The 17,441-nt window shown below is 39.9% G+C and carries 19 protein-coding genes; 10 read left to right on the forward strand and 9 right to left on the reverse strand.

The genetic code is table 11. From position 1 onward, the window contains the following. Nucleotides 1-43 precede the first annotated feature (43 nt). Entirely contained in the window at nucleotides 44-844 is an 801-nt protein-coding gene (locus IHV09_RS10350; protein WP_231618254.1) for a serine/threonine protein kinase, read from the reverse strand. 21 nt (nucleotides 845-865) lie between these two features. Next, complete coding sequence (locus IHV09_RS10355) at nucleotides 866-1,051, reverse strand: hypothetical protein (RefSeq protein WP_197129244.1); 186 nt, start codon at nucleotides 1,049-1,051, stop codon at nucleotides 866-868. Between the two features lie 239 nt (nucleotides 1,052-1,290). On the opposite strand from IHV09_RS10355, the gene IHV09_RS10360 reads away from it, so the two are divergent. After that, nucleotides 1,291-1,521, forward strand: a complete 231-nt coding sequence (locus tag IHV09_RS10360; RefSeq protein ID WP_197129247.1) for a DUF2198 family protein — start codon at nucleotides 1,291-1,293, stop codon at nucleotides 1,519-1,521. Nucleotides 1,522-1,536: 15 nt separating this feature from the next. Here IHV09_RS10360 and IHV09_RS10365 read toward each other — a convergent pair whose 3' ends face one another. After that, nucleotides 1,537-2,409, reverse strand: coding sequence for a sulfite exporter TauE/SafE family protein (locus IHV09_RS10365; protein WP_197193443.1), 873 nt, complete (start codon nucleotides 2,407-2,409; stop codon nucleotides 1,537-1,539). A 241-nt stretch (nucleotides 2,410-2,650) separates the two neighbouring features. Between IHV09_RS10365 and uvrB the strand changes: the two genes are divergently transcribed. Both uvrB and uvrA read left to right on the forward strand, forming a co-directional pair. Beyond that, nucleotides 2,651-4,642 carry an excinuclease ABC subunit UvrB gene (gene uvrB / locus IHV09_RS10370; RefSeq protein ID WP_197129254.1) on the forward strand — a complete coding sequence of 664 codons (1,992 nt, stop codon included), beginning with the start codon at nucleotides 2,651-2,653 and terminating at the stop codon, nucleotides 4,640-4,642. A 6-nt stretch (nucleotides 4,643-4,648) separates the two neighbouring features. Further along, nucleotides 4,649-7,519, forward strand: a complete 2,871-nt coding sequence (uvrA, locus tag IHV09_RS10375) for an excinuclease ABC subunit UvrA (RefSeq protein ID WP_197129257.1) — start codon at nucleotides 4,649-4,651, stop codon at nucleotides 7,517-7,519. A gap of 45 nt (nucleotides 7,520-7,564) precedes the next feature. Here uvrA and IHV09_RS10380 read toward each other — a convergent pair whose 3' ends face one another. The 5 genes from IHV09_RS10380 to IHV09_RS10400 form a co-directional block, all read right to left on the reverse strand. Next, entirely contained in the window at nucleotides 7,565-8,242 is a 678-nt protein-coding gene (locus IHV09_RS10380) for a response regulator transcription factor (RefSeq protein ID WP_197264445.1), read from the reverse strand. 111 nt (nucleotides 8,243-8,353) lie between these two features. Beyond that, nucleotides 8,354-10,054: a methyl-accepting chemotaxis protein gene (locus IHV09_RS10385; protein ID WP_197264446.1), complete on the reverse strand. Its 1,701-nt coding sequence runs from the start codon at nucleotides 10,052-10,054 to the stop codon at nucleotides 8,354-8,356. Beyond that, nucleotides 10,032-10,547 (reverse strand): chemotaxis protein CheW, encoded by a 516-nt coding sequence (locus tag IHV09_RS10390; RefSeq protein ID WP_197264447.1) that lies wholly within the window; start codon nucleotides 10,545-10,547, stop codon nucleotides 10,032-10,034. The genes IHV09_RS10385 and IHV09_RS10390 overlap by 23 nt, the downstream gene beginning before the upstream one ends. Before the next feature lie 228 nt (nucleotides 10,548-10,775). Then, nucleotides 10,776-10,979 carry a hypothetical protein gene (locus IHV09_RS10395; RefSeq protein ID WP_197129261.1) on the reverse strand — a complete coding sequence of 68 codons (204 nt, stop codon included), beginning with the start codon at nucleotides 10,977-10,979 and terminating at the stop codon, nucleotides 10,776-10,778. 104 nt (nucleotides 10,980-11,083) lie between these two features. After that, the gene (locus tag IHV09_RS10400) at nucleotides 11,084-11,284 is read right to left on the reverse strand and encodes a hypothetical protein (RefSeq protein WP_197264448.1); all 201 of its coding nucleotides are present in this window, start codon (nucleotides 11,282-11,284) and stop codon (nucleotides 11,084-11,086) included. Nucleotides 11,285-11,461: 177 nt separating this feature from the next. Between IHV09_RS10400 and IHV09_RS10405 the strand changes: the two genes are divergently transcribed. The 4 genes from IHV09_RS10405 to IHV09_RS10420 all read left to right on the forward strand — a co-directional run bounded on the left by IHV09_RS10405 (nucleotide 11,462) and on the right by IHV09_RS10420 (nucleotide 13,511). Continuing rightward, a complete protein-coding gene (locus IHV09_RS10405; protein WP_197129265.1) occupies nucleotides 11,462-11,764 on the forward strand; it encodes a DUF4870 domain-containing protein in 303 nt (100 codons plus the stop codon). Between the two features lie 91 nt (nucleotides 11,765-11,855). Next, on the forward strand, nucleotides 11,856-12,935 hold the full coding sequence (locus IHV09_RS10410; RefSeq protein WP_197193447.1) for a DUF4097 family beta strand repeat-containing protein: 1,080 nt from the start codon (nucleotides 11,856-11,858) through the stop codon (nucleotides 12,933-12,935). Between the two features lie 14 nt (nucleotides 12,936-12,949). Then, on the forward strand, nucleotides 12,950-13,138 hold the full coding sequence (locus IHV09_RS10415) for a PspC domain-containing protein (protein ID WP_137791660.1): 189 nt from the start codon (nucleotides 12,950-12,952) through the stop codon (nucleotides 13,136-13,138). A gap of 1 nt (nucleotide 13,139) precedes the next feature. Beyond that, entirely contained in the window at nucleotides 13,140-13,511 is a 372-nt protein-coding gene (locus tag IHV09_RS10420) for a phage holin family protein (RefSeq protein WP_197264449.1), read from the forward strand. Between the two features lie 373 nt (nucleotides 13,512-13,884). Here IHV09_RS10420 and IHV09_RS10425 read toward each other — a convergent pair whose 3' ends face one another. Next, a complete protein-coding gene (locus IHV09_RS10425) occupies nucleotides 13,885-14,736 on the reverse strand; it encodes a vanadium-dependent haloperoxidase (RefSeq protein ID WP_197264450.1) in 852 nt (283 codons plus the stop codon). Nucleotides 14,737-15,335: 599 nt separating this feature from the next. Between IHV09_RS10425 and IHV09_RS10430 the strand changes: the two genes are divergently transcribed. The 3 genes from IHV09_RS10430 (at nucleotide 15,336) to hprK (ending at nucleotide 17,425) form a co-directional block, all read left to right on the forward strand. Then, on the forward strand, nucleotides 15,336-15,836 hold the full coding sequence (locus IHV09_RS10430; RefSeq protein WP_197264451.1) for a S4 domain-containing protein: 501 nt from the start codon (nucleotides 15,336-15,338) through the stop codon (nucleotides 15,834-15,836). 71 nt (nucleotides 15,837-15,907) lie between these two features. Further along, a complete protein-coding gene (locus IHV09_RS10435; RefSeq protein WP_197264452.1) occupies nucleotides 15,908-16,414 on the forward strand; it encodes a GNAT family N-acetyltransferase in 507 nt (168 codons plus the stop codon). Between the two features lie 75 nt (nucleotides 16,415-16,489). After that, entirely contained in the window at nucleotides 16,490-17,425 is a 936-nt protein-coding gene (hprK, locus tag IHV09_RS10440) for an HPr(Ser) kinase/phosphatase (RefSeq protein ID WP_137791665.1), read from the forward strand. Nucleotides 17,426-17,441 lie beyond the last annotated feature (16 nt).

Below are 17,441 nucleotides of genomic sequence, written 5' to 3' on the forward strand. Positions count from 1 at the left end.
AGCTATAGAATATGAAAAAGCCCGGTATCAGTACCGAGCTTTTTTATATGGAGCGCAATGCTTTTTGAACGTCCGATGCCGAATGAAACGGCTCGTCAAGTTGAAGCATTTTTCGAAGAACATATTTAAGTGAGGATGAAATTTCTAACTCTTCTTCCCAACTCTCCTCTTTCTTCGTTTGGGGCACGTAAGATGAGTAAAGAAGAAACAAGGCAAAATGACCGAGAGCAAACAGGTCGCTTTCCACTTTAACAGCCCGCATCCGAAGTTTCTCCGGATGCTCATGTGGATCTTCAATCTCATGGTCTATGTCTGATAAATAACAAGCAAGCCCAAAATCAATCACGATCAGTCTTTTATTACGTTGGATGATGTTTGGAATTCGAAGGTCTCGATGTATGATCCCTTTCTGGTGAAAGCGTTCTGTAATAGTTAAAAGCTCTAGCAATATCGAGATTGTTTCTTTTTCGTTGAATGTTTGATTATCACGAAAAATTAGGTCTTCGAATGTGTCTCCCTTGATCCATTCCATAGCGATAAAGTGACCTTGTTCATCTTGAAAGGTATTCAATAGCTTCGGCACAGGGTGTTTCTGCAGTGCTTCTAAAATTTGAGACTCTCTTTGGAAAGAAAGAAGACCTGTTGTTGTCTTTGCTTTAGTGTTCCGAAGCTGTTTTAGTACGATGATCTCATCTGTATGCGTATCAAGTACTAGGTACGTAATACCGTAACTACCCATTCCTAGAACTTCTTGAATAAGATATTGATCATGAACAAGGTTTCTAGCTTTAATAGGTCTGTCCCAAAACGTTCTTTGCATACCTTTCCATAGTTCAGCTATCATGTTGTTTGAATGCTACTCAGATCAGGAGCTAAAGAAGCTGCTTCTCTTTTTCTTTTTATAATGCTTGTGTCCATATCCACCATAATGCTTCTTGCCAAAATCACTGCTGCTGTATTTCTTGTAGCTTTTCTTATATTTGTAGCCTGAGCTGCTGTACCTCTTATGGCTGCTTTGACCTAATAGTGATTTTAATAGTTTCTTTAACATGAAAAATCATCTCCTTTGAAGATCCTTGTTAATCATATTCGTCCTTTTCAAGCATTATCCTACTGTACGTACTTTTAAACAAAAAGTTTCAAAGAGAAGGGGTCTGACCCCAAACAATTTATTTCCCGCAACAATTTCCTTGTTTTTGTCCAGTGAGTTTTGTTAAATTTAGAGAGGTATAATAGAACGTTTACAAAAGTTATGTTTTTTGGTGTTCAAGGAGAGGGGTTCTTCGTTTCATGTTGGAGTATATTGTCGCAGCTTTATTGCCGTTTGGTCTACAGCTGCTATTTAATAGAGTGTTGTTTACTAAGTACTTACCTTTAGCGATTACTGTTGTTATCTTAATTTTTGGTTTTGATGGCTTGAATCAACCGTTGCCTCTCCAAATCGTTGCCGTAATTTCTACGATCATAGGCTTCTTACTGGGACTTAAAATTTATAACAAACAAAAAAGAAAAGTAAGATAAAAAAAGACGTCACCTTCACGAGGTAGACGTCTTTCTTTTTGTATGAGTGATCGTTTCTTTTAAGAAAAGTACGAGCATGGATAGCACATATAGTGTGATGATACCTAGACCAGCTTTATCAAGATGAACGAGCTTCAGTACTACTGAGCTTAAGATCGTGATGTAGAGAGCACCTAGATATTTTTGAATCTGTTCGCTGGAATAGATGGTTGTGAGCTTTGCACCTAGTTGAGTCCCGACCAACGCCCCTAAAATAAGCAGGAGGCCAAGTTTATAATCAATCTGTACACTTGATGCGTACGTTAAGAAACCAGCACTTACGATGAAAAACACACTGACTAAGCTCGTCCCAACCGCTTTTCTAGAAGGGAACTTCATTAAAGAAATGAGCATTGGAACCATTACAAATCCTCCGCCGACTCCTAATGTCGTAGAAATGAATCCTCCTGTAAATCCAATAAAGACTGCTTTTGGCCAAGAGAAATAGATCTCAGTAGTGCTTTGCGCTAGATTCTTGCGTTTTGTTTGCTTATAAAGCAGGGAAAGAGCAAAGTAGGCAAGAAGAACAATATAAAATATTGGGATGATTGTATCGTCGTAACCCATCTTCTCTAACCATACTACAAGTGGATGAGCGACCTGTGTGGCAACGATTCCTACAATTCCTAAAACAGCAGCAGTTTTCCATATAATATTCTTAAATCTAAGATGAGCAGCAACGCCTGAAACACTTGTCCCGATTGAGTACATAAGACTCGTCCCGATCGCTGAAAGAGGCGGGAGACCGAACAAGATTAGAACAGGTGTCAGAATAAAGCCACCACCTATTCCGAAAATGCCTGAAAAGATGCCGATGCATAAACCTAGCAGTATATAAAAAAACTCCATTTTAAAACTCCTTTAAAGGGGACACACCTTTTACAATTTTTCCGAAAGCCTTGGTAATGCTAGCGGGAAATGGGGTCAGACCCCACACAATTCATTTCCCAACAAGCGCCTACCTTTAAGTATAACACTTTACTTTCCTTCCAGAAACTTCTGCGAATATTTGTTCGTAATTATTAGGTTTTTGGATATGGGCTGTGCTATAATTTGAGTAACCAGAATTTAGGAACGGAGGTTCGGTTTTGTGAGTCAAAGTCAATTGTTCGAAATCAAATCAAACTATCAGCCACAAGGGGATCAGCCCGCAGCGATCCAACATCTTGTGAACAATATAAACGCAGGAAAGAAGAGTATGACCCTGCTTGGTGCGACCGGAACAGGGAAGACGTTTACGGTATCCAACGTTATTCAGGAAGTAAACAAACCGACTCTTGTTATTGCTCATAACAAAACATTAGCCGGACAGCTTTACAGTGAGTTGAAAGAATTTTTTCCGAACAACGCAGTTGAGTATTTTGTATCGTATTACGATTATTATCAGCCAGAAGCGTACATCGCACATTCTGATACGTATATCGAAAAAGATGCAAGCATTAATGATGAGATCGATAAACTTCGCCACTCGGCTACTTCATCACTTTTTGAACGCAAAGACGTTATTATTGTGGCCAGCGTATCGTGTATTTATGGTCTAGGTTCACCTGAAGAATATAAAGACATGGTGATCTCCTTAAGAGAAGGAATGGAGAAAGACCGTGATCAGCTTTTACGTGATCTCGTAGATGTTCAATACAACCGAAATGATATTAACTTTACTCGAGGTACGTTCCGAGTTAGAGGAGATGTCGTGGAAATCTTTCCAGCCTCACGTGACGAACATTGTCTTCGTGTGGAGTTTTTTGGTGATGAGATCGACCGAATTACAGAAGTGGACGCACTAACAGGCGAAATTCTAGGTGAACGTAAACACGTTGCCATTTTCCCGGCTTCCCACTTCGTAACACGTGAAGAGAAAATGAAGGTAGCGATCAAGCGCATCGAAGCTGAGCTTGAAGATCGCCTAAAAGAATTGAATGAAGCTGGAAAACTGTTAGAAGCACAGCGTCTCGAACAGCGTACAAGATATGACCTAGAGATGATGGCGGAAATGGGCTTTTGCTCAGGGATCGAGAACTACTCGGTTCATCTGACGCTTAGACCATTAGGGTCGACGCCATACACACTTCTAGACTATTTTCCTGATGATTCACTGATTGTTATCGATGAGTCCCATGTTACTCTTCCACAGATTCGTGGAATGTTTAATGGAGACCAAGCGAGAAAAGGGGTTCTTGTCGATCACGGGTTCCGACTGCCTTCTGCAAAAGATAACCGACCGTTAACGTTTGACGAATTTGAGCGGTATACAAAGTTTCAGCATATTTACGTATCAGCAACACCAGGGCCGTATGAGCTCGAACACGCACCTGATCCGGTTGAACAGATCATTCGTCCAACAGGACTCCTTGATCCTACACTAGAAGTTCGTCCGATCAAAGGTCAGATCGATGACTTGCTCGGTGAGATCAACGAAAGAATCGCAAACAAAGAACGAGTTCTTGTTACTACTCTAACGAAAAAGATGTCTGAGGATCTTACCGATTATTTTGTAGAGCTTGGTATAAAAGTTCGTTACTTGCATTCAGAAATTAAGACGTTAGAACGGATTCAGATCATCCGTGACCTTCGTCTCGGTGTGTTTGATGTACTCGTCGGAATAAACTTGTTGCGAGAAGGACTGGATATACCTGAAGTGTCTCTCGTTGCGATTTTAGATGCAGATAAAGAAGGCTTCTTACGTTCAGAGCGTTCGTTGATCCAAACGATCGGACGTGCCGCGCGTAACTCAAACGGTCACGTTATCATGTATGGAGACAAAATTACGAAATCCATGCAGATTGCGATCGATGAAACGCAGCGCAGACGTCAGAAGCAGATGGAGCACAATGAAAAGCATGGAATCACACCTACTACGATTAAAAAAGAAGTGCGTGATGTGATTCGTGCAACACAAGCTGCCGAAGATACAGAAACGTATACAAGTTCAAAAGCTCCTAAGCAAAAGATGAGCAAGAAAGATCGCGAAGCGTTTATCGAGCGTATGGAAAAAGAGATGAAGGATGCTGCAAAGAACCTTCAATTCGAGCGTGCAGCTGAGCTTCGTGACCTCATACTTGAGTTAAAAGCGGAAGGATGATTGCAGTTGGCTACCAACCAAAACATAGTTGTAAAGGGTGCTAGAGCCCATAATTTAAAGAATATAGATATTACGATCCCACGTGATAAGCTGGTTGTTTTGACCGGCTTATCTGGTTCGGGTAAGTCTTCACTGGCTTTTGATACTATCTACGCAGAAGGGCAGCGTCGTTACGTTGAATCTCTATCTGCTTATGCCCGTCAGTTCCTCGGACAGATGGATAAGCCAGATGTGGATTCGATTGAAGGACTGTCACCGGCGATTTCGATCGATCAGAAAACAACAAGCCGTAATCCTCGTTCAACAGTTGGAACGGTTACGGAAATCTATGATTATCTTCGACTTCTATTTGCTCGTATCGGACGACCAGTATGTCCTGTTCATAACGTGGAGATCACTTCCCAAACGATTGAACAAATGGTAGACCGGATTTTAGAATATCCTGAGCGTACGAAGCTTCAAATTTTAGCACCTGTTGTTTCCGGTCGAAAAGGGGAACATGTTAAAGCGCTTGAAGATATTAAGAAGCAAGGGTATGTTCGCGTCCGCATAGACGGTGAGATGCGTGAGATATCTGAAGAGATTAAGCTTGAAAAAAATAAAAAGCATACCATTGAAATCGTGATCGACCGTATCGTTGTAAAAGAAGGAGTCGCTACTCGTCTAGCTGATTCTCTTGAAGCAGCACTCAACCTTGGTGGAGGAAGTGTTGTTGTTGATGTCATGGAAGAAGAGGAACTTTTATTCTCTCAAAATCACGCCTGTCCTCATTGTGGATTTTCGATTGGTGAACTAGAACCACGCCTGTTTTCATTTAACAGTCCGTTCGGGGCGTGCTCTTCATGTGATGGTTTAGGAGTAAAGCTTGAAGTGGATCCAGAGCTCGTTATCCCTGACTGGAGTCGTTCTTTACGTGATAACGCCATCGCACCTTGGGAGCCCATCAGCTCTCAATATTATCCGCAGCTTTTAGAGAGCATCTGTAACCATTTTGGTATTGATATGGACGTACCGGTTGAAAATCTTCCAAAAGATCAGATGGATAAAATTCTGAACGGAAGTAAAGAGTACCTTACTTTCACGTACAAAAATGATTTCGGTCAGGTACGAAAGAACGAGATTCAATTTGAAGGTGTATTAGGCAACATTCAGCGTAGATACCGTGAAACGAGTTCAGATTATATCCGTGAGCAGATGGAAGGATATATGGCGCAAAAGCCATGTCCAACATGCAAAGGGCATCGTCTGAAAAAAGAAGCTCTTTCTGTTCTGATCAATGGAAGGCATATCGGTGAAACGACTTCTCTTTCCATTACAGAAGCAAAAGAATTCTTCGATAACCTTGATCTGACGAATAAAGAACGTGCGATCGCGAAGCTCATTCTACGCGAGATCGTGGATCGCTCAGGTTTCTTGATTAATGTAGGACTAGACTATCTGACGCTAAGCCGAGCAGCTGGTACTCTATCTGGTGGTGAAGCACAGCGTATTCGACTTGCGACTCAAGTTGGGTCACGATTAATGGGTGTGCTTTATATTCTAGATGAGCCATCTATCGGTCTTCATCAGAGAGATAATGACAGACTGATTCGTACACTCGAAGAAATGCGTTCTCTTGGGAATACGTTGATCGTCGTAGAGCATGATGAAGATACGATGCTTGCGGCAGACTATGTCATTGATATTGGTCCTGGTGCAGGTGCTCACGGTGGCGTGATCACATCACAAGGTACTCCACAAGAGATTATGGAAGATCCAGCTTCGCTTACAGGACAGTACTTGTCTGGTAAAAAGTTTATCCCCCTTCCAAAAGAAAGACGTAAACCAGATGGAAGATATATTGAGGTTAAAGGTGCAACAGAAAACAATCTGAAAAACGTATCCGCAAAAATTCCATTAGGTTTATTTACAGGAGTTACAGGTGTTTCTGGATCCGGGAAAAGTACGCTTGTGAATGAGATCCTGCATAAAGCTCTTGCACAAAAGCTGCACCGTGCAAAGGACAAGCCGGGTGCACATAAGTCCATCAAGGGTCTAGAGCATGTTGATAAAGTTATTGATATCGACCAGTCTCCAATCGGCCGAACGCCTCGATCAAATCCAGCGACATATACTGGAGTATTTGATGATATTCGTGATGTGTTTGCATCAACGAATGAAGCAAAGGTACGTGGTTATAAAAAGGGACGTTTTTCTTTCAACGTAAAAGGTGGACGTTGTGAAGCATGCCGCGGTGATGGAATCATTAAAATTGAAATGCATTTCTTGCCAGATGTATATGTACCATGTGAAGTTTGTCATGGTAAACGTTATAACAGAGAAACATTAGAAGTGAAGTATAAAGGGAAAAACATCGCAGATATCTTAGACATGACGGTAGAAGATTCTGTTGAGTTCTTTGCCAACATCCCTAAGATCAATCGTAAGCTAAAGACCATTCTTGATGTTGGTCTCGGTTATATTAAGCTCGGTCAATCCGCTACAACTCTTTCAGGAGGAGAAGCACAGCGTGTAAAACTCGCGTCTCAGCTTCATAAGCGTTCTACCGGAAAAACGATCTACATTCTAGACGAGCCGACAACGGGTCTTCACGTTGATGATATCTCACGCTTACTTGTCGTACTTCAAAGACTTGTTGATAACGGAGACTCTGTACTTGTTATCGAGCATAACCTTGATGTTATCAAGCAGTGTGATCATTTAATTGATCTTGGACCAGAAGGTGGGGACAAGGGCGGTATGATCGTTGGTGCAGGAACCCCAGAGGAGTTAGCTGAAATTGAAGCTTCTCACACCGGTCGTTATCTTGCTCCGATCTTAAAACGTGATAAGAAACGGATGACTGGAAAGATCAAAGAAAAAGAAACGATTAAATAGAAGTAAGTAAAAGGACGGTGAAATGATTTCACCGTCCTTTTTCTATTAAAAGATAGGGGTTGAAAGGAAGGGTGCTATTCCTTTGATCCAGCCATTTTGATACGCTTTTATTACAGCTGAAGTCCGGTCCTTTACAGTTAGTTTTTTTAATAGAGAGGCGACATGATTTTTAATCGTGTTCTCACTAAGGAAAATGGACTGGGAAATTTCTCTGTTACTCATCCCGATTGAAAGCAATTCAAGAACTTCCCATTCTCGTTCAGTTAATAGATCATATGGTCTTGAACGAGATAATGGCTTTTTTAGAAGAATGTATTCTTCCCATATCATGAAGGACACTGCTTGTGGCATATAATTCTGTCCACAAAATAACAGTGCAATAGCGTGCATCATGAGACTAGGATCCATATTTTTTAGAAGGACACCGTGAATTTTGAAGGTTAAGCATTCAAGAAGCAAAGGACCCTGTTGATCTAAGCTTGGAACAAAAAGAACAATTCTAATTTCTTGCTTTATAAAATGCTGAATCACCTCCATCACATTGAAATGCTTGATTCCTAAATCGATAAAAACAATATCTATGTTTTTGGCCAATTTGTATAGTGGATTATGTTTATGACTTTCAATGGATGTGATTGAAATTTCATCCATTTCATTTAAAAGCATATGCTGCAAAGAATCTTTAAAGATCATATCATCATCGATCACTAAAATGTGAATCATAGGATATGGGCACCTCACTAAGTAAATATATTTCTATTAATAGAGTGAAACGTTTATTAAAAAGATGTGATGAGCTCGATAGTCCCCATTCTATAACTATGCTGTTTGATGCTATACCTTAAACTGACTAGTGGCCTCTTGTAATTCTTCTGCCATGGTAGATAAGGAATTTGCAGACGAAGCGATTTCTTCCATGGAAGCTAGCTGTTCCTCCGTTGCAGCAGATACATTCTGTGCGCCTGATGCTGATGATACGGCTAGCTCAGAAACAAAATCAATCGATTTTACAACTTGCTCTGTTCCCACAGCTACTTGTTCGGATGCAGCTGAAATTTCACTAACTTGCTGAGAGACTTCTTCGATGGAAGACAGAATCCTTCGGAATGACTCCCCCGAAGACTGAGCTAACGAGATTCCAAGTACCAACTCTTTATTTCCAAGTTCCATGGACTGTACAGCATCATTCGTATCTACTTGAATGGAATGAATTAACTGACTGATTTGATTAGCTGAGGTTGCTGACTGTTCAGCTAGCTTTCGAACCTCATCTGCAACTACCGCAAATCCTCTACCATGTTCTCCTGCTCTTGCAGCTTCTATGGCCGCATTTAGGGCAAGGAGGTTGGTCTGAGAAGAGATGTTTGTGATCACTTCTACGATTTGATCAATTTCTAAAGACCTAGCTCCTAAACTTTGTATGGCTCTTCCGGTTTGTTGTAGGGATTGATCGATGGTTTCCATTTGTTTAACCATATTGTCCATCGACTGATTACCTTCATATGCCATTTGAAGAGAATCTTGTGAAGTCGTAGATACCGTCTGAGCATTTGATGCGATTTGCTGGATACCTGCACTCATCTCACTTATGACGAGTGAACTCTCCCCAACATTTTTCACTTGATGATCTGAACCACTAGCCATCTCTTGAATGCTTCCGGCGATTTGTTGTGTAGCTTCGCTATTTTGCTCAGCACTTGCCAATAGTTGCTCTGAACTAGCAGCGACCATCTGTGAACTGCCTTTAATCTGGGTGATGAGAAGGACTAAGTTATTCTTCATCTGTTCGAATGAACGACTTAGTTCACCGATTTCATCTCTATTTTTCACAGAGATGGTTTTACCGGTTAAATCGCCTTTTGAAATAAGACCGGCTTGTTGAGAAAGTAGAAGAAGTGGTCTAGATATTAAATGAGATATATACAGTGCAACTGCAAAACCAAGCAGTACCGCAATTACTGAAAACACAGTGACGAATTTAGCACCGGCTTTAAACAATTCAACGGAAGAATTGGCTGCAGATGTCGCTCCTTTTTCATTGATTTCTATTAAAGAGCGCAGGTTGTCGTCTGCTTGAGTCCATAATGGAAATATTTCCAATTGAAATTCATTTGCAAGTTTTAAATTGTTTTGTTGCTTTGCTTCCAAAACAGAAGGAATTCCAACTATGTATGCATTGATATCTGCTACGAAGGAGTCATAAACGTTTTGTTCCTTTTCACTATCAATAAGTGGTGCATACTTTCCACTTCTTTCATTCATTTCTGTAACTGTTTCATCTATTCTTCCTGTTAAACGTTCGATTTCTGCTTTCTCATCTGTAAGGATCAGTTTAAGTAGAATTCGTTGAATATCTGAAATATTTCCGTTCATCCCTCCAAGATAGACGAGACTTGGTGTCCAAACTTCGTTTATTTCTTCCGCTTTTTTCCCCATGCCGTCCATTTTAATGAATGCTACAACACTGATTGCAATCAATAGACTTAATATGATTAAGAAGCTGCTGATCAATTTAGCGCGAATGCTGAATTTCATTTTCTTCACTCCCTACATAATGGTTATCTGATTCATATTCTAAGATGGAAGCCATTGAAAGTAATAGCTGATTTGCATCAATTAAGGTTATTAATCTGTTCTCTAACTTGGAAATACCAGCAAGGTAGGAAGGAACTTTTTTATCTGTGAGAGTGTTTGTTTGAATAGAATCATGGGGGATATCTAATACATCAGTTGCTTCATCCACTACTAATGCAAAGGGCTTTTTATCATATTTGACTACAATGTACTTATCCAGCTGATAATCATGAGGATTTAAATCTAAATCTGAAAATAAGAGGGTGCTTAGATTAATGACCGGAGTTATTGTGCCTCGTAGCTTTATAACACCTAGAACGTGCTTTGGCATGGCTGGTACGACGGTAACGCGCTGTGTTTTTTCAATCGATAATACTTGTTCAACATGAAACGCCAATTCCTCACTGCCAATTTTAAACTCAACAGCTTTAAACGTATCGAAAGCAACTTTCAAATTCATCACCCTTTTATAAGAAATTTGTAGATGAAGTCATATAAACTCGTAAGACTTTTATACTACAGTTTAAATATCGTCTAGTTAAAACATTTATGAAACAAATATATTGAAAAAGTAGGATTTAACTAATTGAAATAGGACTTTTTTGCTATGCAATTAGTTAAATAAAACTACAAAAAAATACACCTTCTCAAAATATGAGAAAGTGTATGTGAACCTTAGAAATTATTTATATTTCTCCTCTGAGGACGAAGAATCTTTCGTACCTTTCTTGTCCTTTTCTTCGCGTTTTTCTTGTTTAAGATCTTCCATCGGAATAGAATCTACATTTTGTTCACTTTCAAATTTATCAAACAAGCTTTGTTGGTCAGTTTTGTATTGTTCAGGATTGTCCATTTTGCCTTTTTGTTTCTTTTTCTCTTCAGCCATAATAAATCACTCCTGTCGTATTTGTATATCCATTCCTTTTTCATAGTTTTCTTAAACAAAATCTCCTCAAAACGACAATTTTCGTATAAAATAGATAGGTGTTTTTATTTCCATATCTTAGAAAGAAGTTTGTAGATTACATAGTTTATCAACATTACGATGAAAGTGCCGAATATCCCCGCTAGAATTCGGTCACTAACTGTGAGTTCCATAGCATCTTCAGTCATAACGCCGAATATAATGCTAGTGATCATCAGTATAGCTAATACTAAAAACAGTATTTTTAATGTTCGAATCTGTTTCAATGGTGGTAGCTCCCTTGGGTGTTTTTGTCATTATGATACGGAATTTTAGAAGTTATGTCGAATGGCTATAGAGATAAAGGAAGATTGTTTAAAGGGGTCGAAGTAAAAAAGGCACATGCCTCTTTTGCTTGTAGTCCCGTTTCGCTATGGTTTTATTAAAGCAGGAGGTCTTGTTTCATGAAGGAAGGCTCAAAAAAAGCTATTTCTGCACTATGTTATTTTAGTCTGTTTTTCGCACCATTTTTATTTCCGATCGCTGTATATCTAATCGCAGATGAGCCTGAAGTGATGGAGCACGCTAAGAGATCATTTTTGTCCCATCTATTTCCCGTTATCGCTGTTCCATTAGGTATTATTATCATTTTTGAAACGCAATATCATCTTATCGCTATTATTATAAGTGCACTCATTTTTGGAACACTGACATTAATTGTGATGATCTGGAATATTGTTAAAGGGATAAAGGTAATCGTCTCATAATCTATTTTTGTACAAGTAATACCGGAAAGTCTCAGACATCTTAGAATCAGCCGACGCCGGTGACGGAACCCCAAAAAGGAGGCGTCAATGTATGGAAGAACGCAAAATGATTTTAAACATGCTGAATGAAGGTAAGATCTCTGTTGAAGAGGCGGAGAAACTTTTGTATGCCCTTAACGATAAGAAGAAGCTGCAGCTGAGCTCGATCAGTCCTCTCAATCTCAAAAATAAAGCCGTTAACGGTGCGACTGCTGTCAAACTTCCCACTTCCGGTTATAAAGTGGCAAAGTTTTTTGATCGTGTTGTAAAACGAATCAAGACGGTTGATTTTGATCTGAATTTCGGACCTTCTGAACCTGTTCATTATGTCTTTCAAGATAGCCATGTCATGTTTCAGGCAATGGATGTCGAAGTATACAACGGTTCAGTTACGGTCGTACCATGGGATCGAAAAGACGTCCAAGTCGAATGCGATGCTCATGTTTATAAAGTGCCTGAAGGATCTTCAGCGAAAACGAAATTCAGAAATGAAACGTTCTATGATTGTGATGCGACTAAGATGCGATTCTATTCAAGAAACAAGCATCAAAAGGTGAACGCCGTTATTTCAATTCCAAGAGAAGCTTATGACGAGATCAAGATTACAACGTTTAATGGTCCTGTGAAAATAAGTGATTCGCATGCAAAAACGCTTACGGTCAAAACAACTGTAGGAGCAATTGCGATGAACCATTGTACAGGGGACAACGTGAAAGCTTCGGCAGCTAACGGCTCATTAACACTTAACGATTGTCAGTTTAAGGACGTAGAAGCAGAAACGATGAACGGACCTGTACGTCTTACTGTAGATGCATCACAAGTACGCTCAGAAACCATAAATGGTTCGATATACTGCCGTTTTGCTTCAGCAGTAGAAGGGTATGCATCTTTTAAGACGGTGACGGGAAAAATAGAAACTGAATTTCCAGAAACACTTGAGCTTGATGCCGTTCTCAAAACAATCGTTGGTGGGTTTGTTTGTGATTTTGAGTCCGTTGAGGTGCGAGAAGAAAAGAAAGAAGTGACTCGAAAGTTTCTTTCGTTTATCGCGAATGGAGGTAAGAGCTGGCCGTCTTTTAAATTGGAGGCGGAAGCAAAAACAGGCTCTGTTGTGGTGCTAAAAGCGAAATAGAGGTGACATACATCATGAAAAAACTAAAAAGATCGAACGATGCTAAAATATCAGGAGTTTGCGGTGGAATTGCGGAGTATATGAATGTGGATCCCACGGTTGTACGATTAGGAACAGTAGCACTTGCACTGTTTACAGCGGTTATCCCAGTTGGTTTAGCCTATATCATCGCGCTAGCTGTTATGCCAGAGGATGGCGTATAAAATGATGAGCTGGTTTGCTTCTTTACTGATCAACACCGTTGCGCTAATGGTTGTGGCAGGGTATTTTGATGGTTTTCATATTGAAAACATCAGTGCTGCATTACTAGCCAGCGTTTTATTATCACTGTTTAACGTTTTTCTAAAGCCGATCCTGGTCCTGTTGACATTGCCTGTGACCATTTTCTCTTTAGGATTATTTTTAATCGTCATAAACGCAGCGCTTTTATCATTAACAGCAGAATTGATGGGTAGCTCGTTTAACATTGATGGATTTGGAATGGCATTACTCGCTGCAGTCATCATTTCACTTCTCAATATGTTCCTGACAAATTTTGTTTGGGAACCTTTAAAAAAGAAGCGGAAAAGAAACTAAAGTAGCCGTTCGATCATTCATACAATGCTTGAAAAAAGTGGTAGATTTTCATAGCGGATTCTCTTTTGGAGGAGAAAATCGTAATTCCCAAGTCAATTAGCAGGTGGAATAGCACTATAAATGGATATGTAAATGACATAAATAACGACCAGATCTTTTTGAACTGCACCCCAATTGTTAGACACCACTAACAGGTGCAGTTCATCTTTTTCTGGTCGTTTACTTTTTCGCCTTATTCAGTAATCGCCGTTCGTGGAATTACTCATTACAGGAAAAATCCTAAAACTGATTTAAATTACTTAAATTAAGTCTCTTTCACCTCAAATAGGAGGGCGCATTTCTTATATTAGAAATGCACCTATTCTTATAACGTTTAGCGTTTTTTTTCAGAGATTTCATCAATAACAAGGGATGAACATTTTGTATCAAAATCAAAAGGAATGGCTTGTACATATGGAGGGGGGAACAATTTTGCATTCCGATGTTCCGTATAAGGATTATCAATATATTTTCCTTTTGCATCCCGTTCTTTGCTTAATTGATTAATTACAATCTTACCAATCTGTCTTCCAAGGCGCAGTCCTTCTTCATTATCCACGTTAAAATGAACCCCTGCGTATAGACGTGATAATGCATCTTCTTCAGCTAGTTGATGCAGACTTTCTCTTTCGGTAGGGAAGAAATAGCTTAAGATAACTTCCGCTGTACCGGATAATACGGAGTGGCCAGAAGGATAAGCAGGGAAATTAGGGGTGCAGACAATTGTCGCGAGCTTAGGGTCAAACTGATTGGGACGAGGAACAAGCGCTAGATATTTTAAATACCAGGTGACAACAAGTGCATCATTCATTCCGGCACTTAAAGCTGCAAGGATACGAGCTGCATATGGCGGTGTCACATTATAAGTGTCAATTAAGATATCCGCAATGGGAGTCCATTGCTTACTTGGAGGACCTTCTGCCCAAAACTTTGCAATCCTAATCTGTTCTTGAGTTAAATGTCTTACAATTCTTTGAACCTGCTTTAATTCTTTTTTCCAATCAATCTTCCGGGGATCTTTTAACTTTAATTTTATCGGCTCGCCATCCAAAGTAGTAAATCCATGCTTTTCCTGTTTTAAGTAGTTCAAAGGCCATGAACCAGCATAGGGATTCACAGGATTTTTTGGCGGGTGATCTTGTCCTGCATAAGGCAATTTTGTCCACAGAGGGTAATTATATCGCATATATTTTTTTGCCTCTTTCTCTTATTTTTTATAATGTATGGTGGACAGAAATTCATGCTTGGACAAGTGTCCTTTTCATAAGCCCAATTCAAAAAGAAAGGGCACATTTCTTATTACAGAAATACCCCCGATTACTGATAATAAAGCTAAAAGTTTTGCTTATTATTATTTATCTCTACTAATTCTTTTTCGATCTTTTCATTTGATAAAATGAACACCGCCCGCCCTGCGGAAAGCATGAATCCTGAAGTGGAAATCCCCCAAAAAAGATATAATTCGTTTCCGTATTTTATACTTTATAGTAATATTAAGGTATTCTGTTTGAAGAAAGGACCTCAAGTGACCTGTATGCCAACATTTAACCTGTAATGGAAAACAATTTAGATTGCTTCTCAACCGTTAAGAAACGCTTTGTTTCTGACCACGGGAGAAGTCTGTCTACAACCCATTACAGAGGAAATACAGCGAACTGCAGTCCGTTATTACGGGTAACATTGCGTTCAAAGCTCTCCTTGTATGAGGGGAGCTTTTTTTTCGTTCTGCAAATAATCAAATAGAAGTTGTATTTCTTCCCTACTAATTACAGAGGTGAAGAAACAATGCAATTACAACAATATGCTTTAGCACTACACCAACAAATGAAAGCGGACACAGTAAAAAAACAGTGCAAAATGTGCGGTAAAGTAACCACATTCACGGATACTACCATTCGCAGACACAACGCAAACGGAAAGAACATCTATCAGTTTGCGATTTACAAATGTCCGAAAAATCATTCTTGGAACAAAAAACTCAACATCTATAAATCGTTCACAGAGCATGTCGATCCCCTGTCGATCATTCCGACATCTTTTATAGAGGTAGAACCAGGGAAAAAGATTACTTCCATGAAAAGAGGGGATTCTGCTTGCGAAATACAGATAACATCTGTCAACGGAATCTTTCGGCTCGACCGCACGCTTGCGGATCACTTAGAAGGGTGGAGCAGAACAGAAATTGCACAAAACATTAAAGCAGGTAAGATTCTGTTAAACAATTGTTTAACGAAACCAAGTCAAAAGCTCTCTGTTCATGATAAGATTTTTATAGATGTAAAATAATAATATTCATTCCAGCCGTTTGCTTCGAATTCGATCAAACGGCATTTCTCTTTCAAAAGGAGTTGGTGATCTTGCGAACAGAAAGGCTGAAATTCCGACCGTACACGACTGAGGATTTTTCGTTTTTTGCATCATTATGGGCAGATCCTGATGTTGTTCAATTCATCGGGAAAGGGGTAACTCGTTCAAAAGAAGAAGCTCGAAAAAGCTTTGATGAATGGCTGATTCCGGGATATCGTGATGGGAGAGGTTTGTATCTAATCGTGCTTAAGGAAAGTCTAGTTCCAATCGGTCACGCAGGTATTGTGCAGCAAATAATCGATGGAAAAAAAGAGTATGAGATTGGCTATTGGCTGGCTAAGGAATTTTGGGGAAACGGCTACGCAACGGAGGCAGCGATTCACTTCAAAAATTACGCCATTCACGAACTAGGAATCACACGACTGATCTGTCTGATTCAGCGAAATAATAAAAAGTCTGTCTCGGTCGCCTCGAGATTAGGGATGACTCTTCAAAATGAATCAACGTTTAATACGATACCTGTAGACGTTTACAGCTGGGCAGAAAGTCAGAAATAACCCTATAGTACTCTTTGGTTAATCTATGGTTGAAGTGATACAATAGAATCATTGAAAAATGTCGAGGAGGACCCAATGGCTAAGGTACATATTCATGAACTCATAAAAAAATTTCATCTAGAGCTTGTTAGTGGTGAAGAAGGCATCCACCGCACGATTCGAACGAGCGACATCTCCCGGCCAGGTCTTGAGATGGCTGGTTACTTTACCTTTTATCCAGGAGAGCGATTACAGCTTCTTGGGAAAACAGAGCTGTCGTTTATTTCAGAGCTGGATCCTGAAACGCGTATGGAGCGTTTAACCGCGCTTTGCACGGATGAGACTCCGGGAATCATCGTTTCTAGAGACATTGAAGTTCCTAAAGAACTGCTTAAAGCTTCTCATAAAAGTGGAGTACCGATCATGCGTTCACCGGTTACGACAACGCGTTTATCAAGTCGTATCACGAATTACTTAGAGAGTCGTTTAGCACCAACGACTGCAAAGCATGGTGTATTAGTAGATATTTATGGAATTGGTGTGTTGATCACGGGTAACTCGGGTGTTGGAAAAAGTGAAACGGCTCTCGAACTCGTAAAACGAGGGCACCGGTTAGTAGCAGATGATTCGGTTGAGATCAGACAGGAAGATGAAGATACACTGATCGGCAGCGCACCTGAACTCATCCAGCATCTGCTTGAAATTCGTGGTCTTGGCATCATCAACGTGATGACGTTGTTCGGTGCTGGAGCGATCCGCAATTATAAAAAAATCTCAATCGTTATGAATCTGGAAGCTTGGGATTCTAAAAAAGTATATGATCGCTTAGGATTGGAAGAAGAGACAACAAAAATCATCGATACGGAGATACCGATCTTAACGATTCCTGTTCGTCCTGGACGAAACTTAGCGGTCATTATTGAAGTAGCAGCGATGAACTTCCGTTTGAAGAGAATGGGCATGAATGCCGCACAGCAATTCTCAGACCGTTTGACAGATGTTATTGAAGCTGGAGATGAAGAAGACCTATAAGAATGTGAAGGAAGTG

This window comes from Fictibacillus sp. 23RED33 (assembly GCF_015903925.1).
Lineage (GTDB): Bacteria > Bacillota > Bacilli > Bacillales > Fictibacillaceae > Fictibacillus > Fictibacillus phosphorivorans.

What these genes read in the sequence shown, in the direction of transcription:
- IHV09_RS10350 (WP_231618254.1), bottom strand. Translation starts at nt 844, where the DNA reads ATGATAGCTGAACTATGGAAAGGTATGCAAAGAACGTTTTGGGACAGA.
- IHV09_RS10355 (WP_197129244.1), bottom strand. Translation starts at nt 1,051, where the DNA reads ATGTTAAAGAAACTATTAAAATCACTATTAGGTCAAAGCAGCCATAAG.
- IHV09_RS10360 (WP_197129247.1), top strand. Translation starts at nt 1,291, where the DNA reads ATGTTGGAGTATATTGTCGCAGCTTTATTGCCGTTTGGTCTACAGCTG.
- IHV09_RS10365 (WP_197193443.1), bottom strand. Translation starts at nt 2,409, where the DNA reads ATGGAGTTTTTTTATATACTGCTAGGTTTATGCATCGGCATCTTTTCA.
- IHV09_RS10380 (WP_197264445.1), bottom strand. Translation starts at nt 8,242, where the DNA reads ATGATTCACATTTTAGTGATCGATGATGATATGATCTTTAAAGATTCT.
- IHV09_RS10385 (WP_197264446.1), bottom strand. Translation starts at nt 10,054, where the DNA reads ATGAAATTCAGCATTCGCGCTAAATTGATCAGCAGCTTCTTAATCATA.
- IHV09_RS10395 (WP_197129261.1), bottom strand. Translation starts at nt 10,979, where the DNA reads ATGGCTGAAGAGAAAAAGAAACAAAAAGGCAAAATGGACAATCCTGAA.
- IHV09_RS10405 (WP_197129265.1), top strand. Translation starts at nt 11,462, where the DNA reads ATGAAGGAAGGCTCAAAAAAAGCTATTTCTGCACTATGTTATTTTAGT.
- IHV09_RS10410 (WP_197193447.1), top strand. Translation starts at nt 11,856, where the DNA reads ATGGAAGAACGCAAAATGATTTTAAACATGCTGAATGAAGGTAAGATC.
- IHV09_RS10415 (WP_137791660.1), top strand. Translation starts at nt 12,950, where the DNA reads ATGAAAAAACTAAAAAGATCGAACGATGCTAAAATATCAGGAGTTTGC.
- IHV09_RS10420 (WP_197264449.1), top strand. Translation starts at nt 13,140, where the DNA reads ATGATGAGCTGGTTTGCTTCTTTACTGATCAACACCGTTGCGCTAATG.
- IHV09_RS10425 (WP_197264450.1), bottom strand. Translation starts at nt 14,736, where the DNA reads ATGCGATATAATTACCCTCTGTGGACAAAATTGCCTTATGCAGGACAA.
- IHV09_RS10430 (WP_197264451.1), top strand. Translation starts at nt 15,336, where the DNA reads ATGCAATTACAACAATATGCTTTAGCACTACACCAACAAATGAAAGCG.
- hprK (WP_137791665.1), top strand. Translation starts at nt 16,490, where the DNA reads ATGGCTAAGGTACATATTCATGAACTCATAAAAAAATTTCATCTAGAG.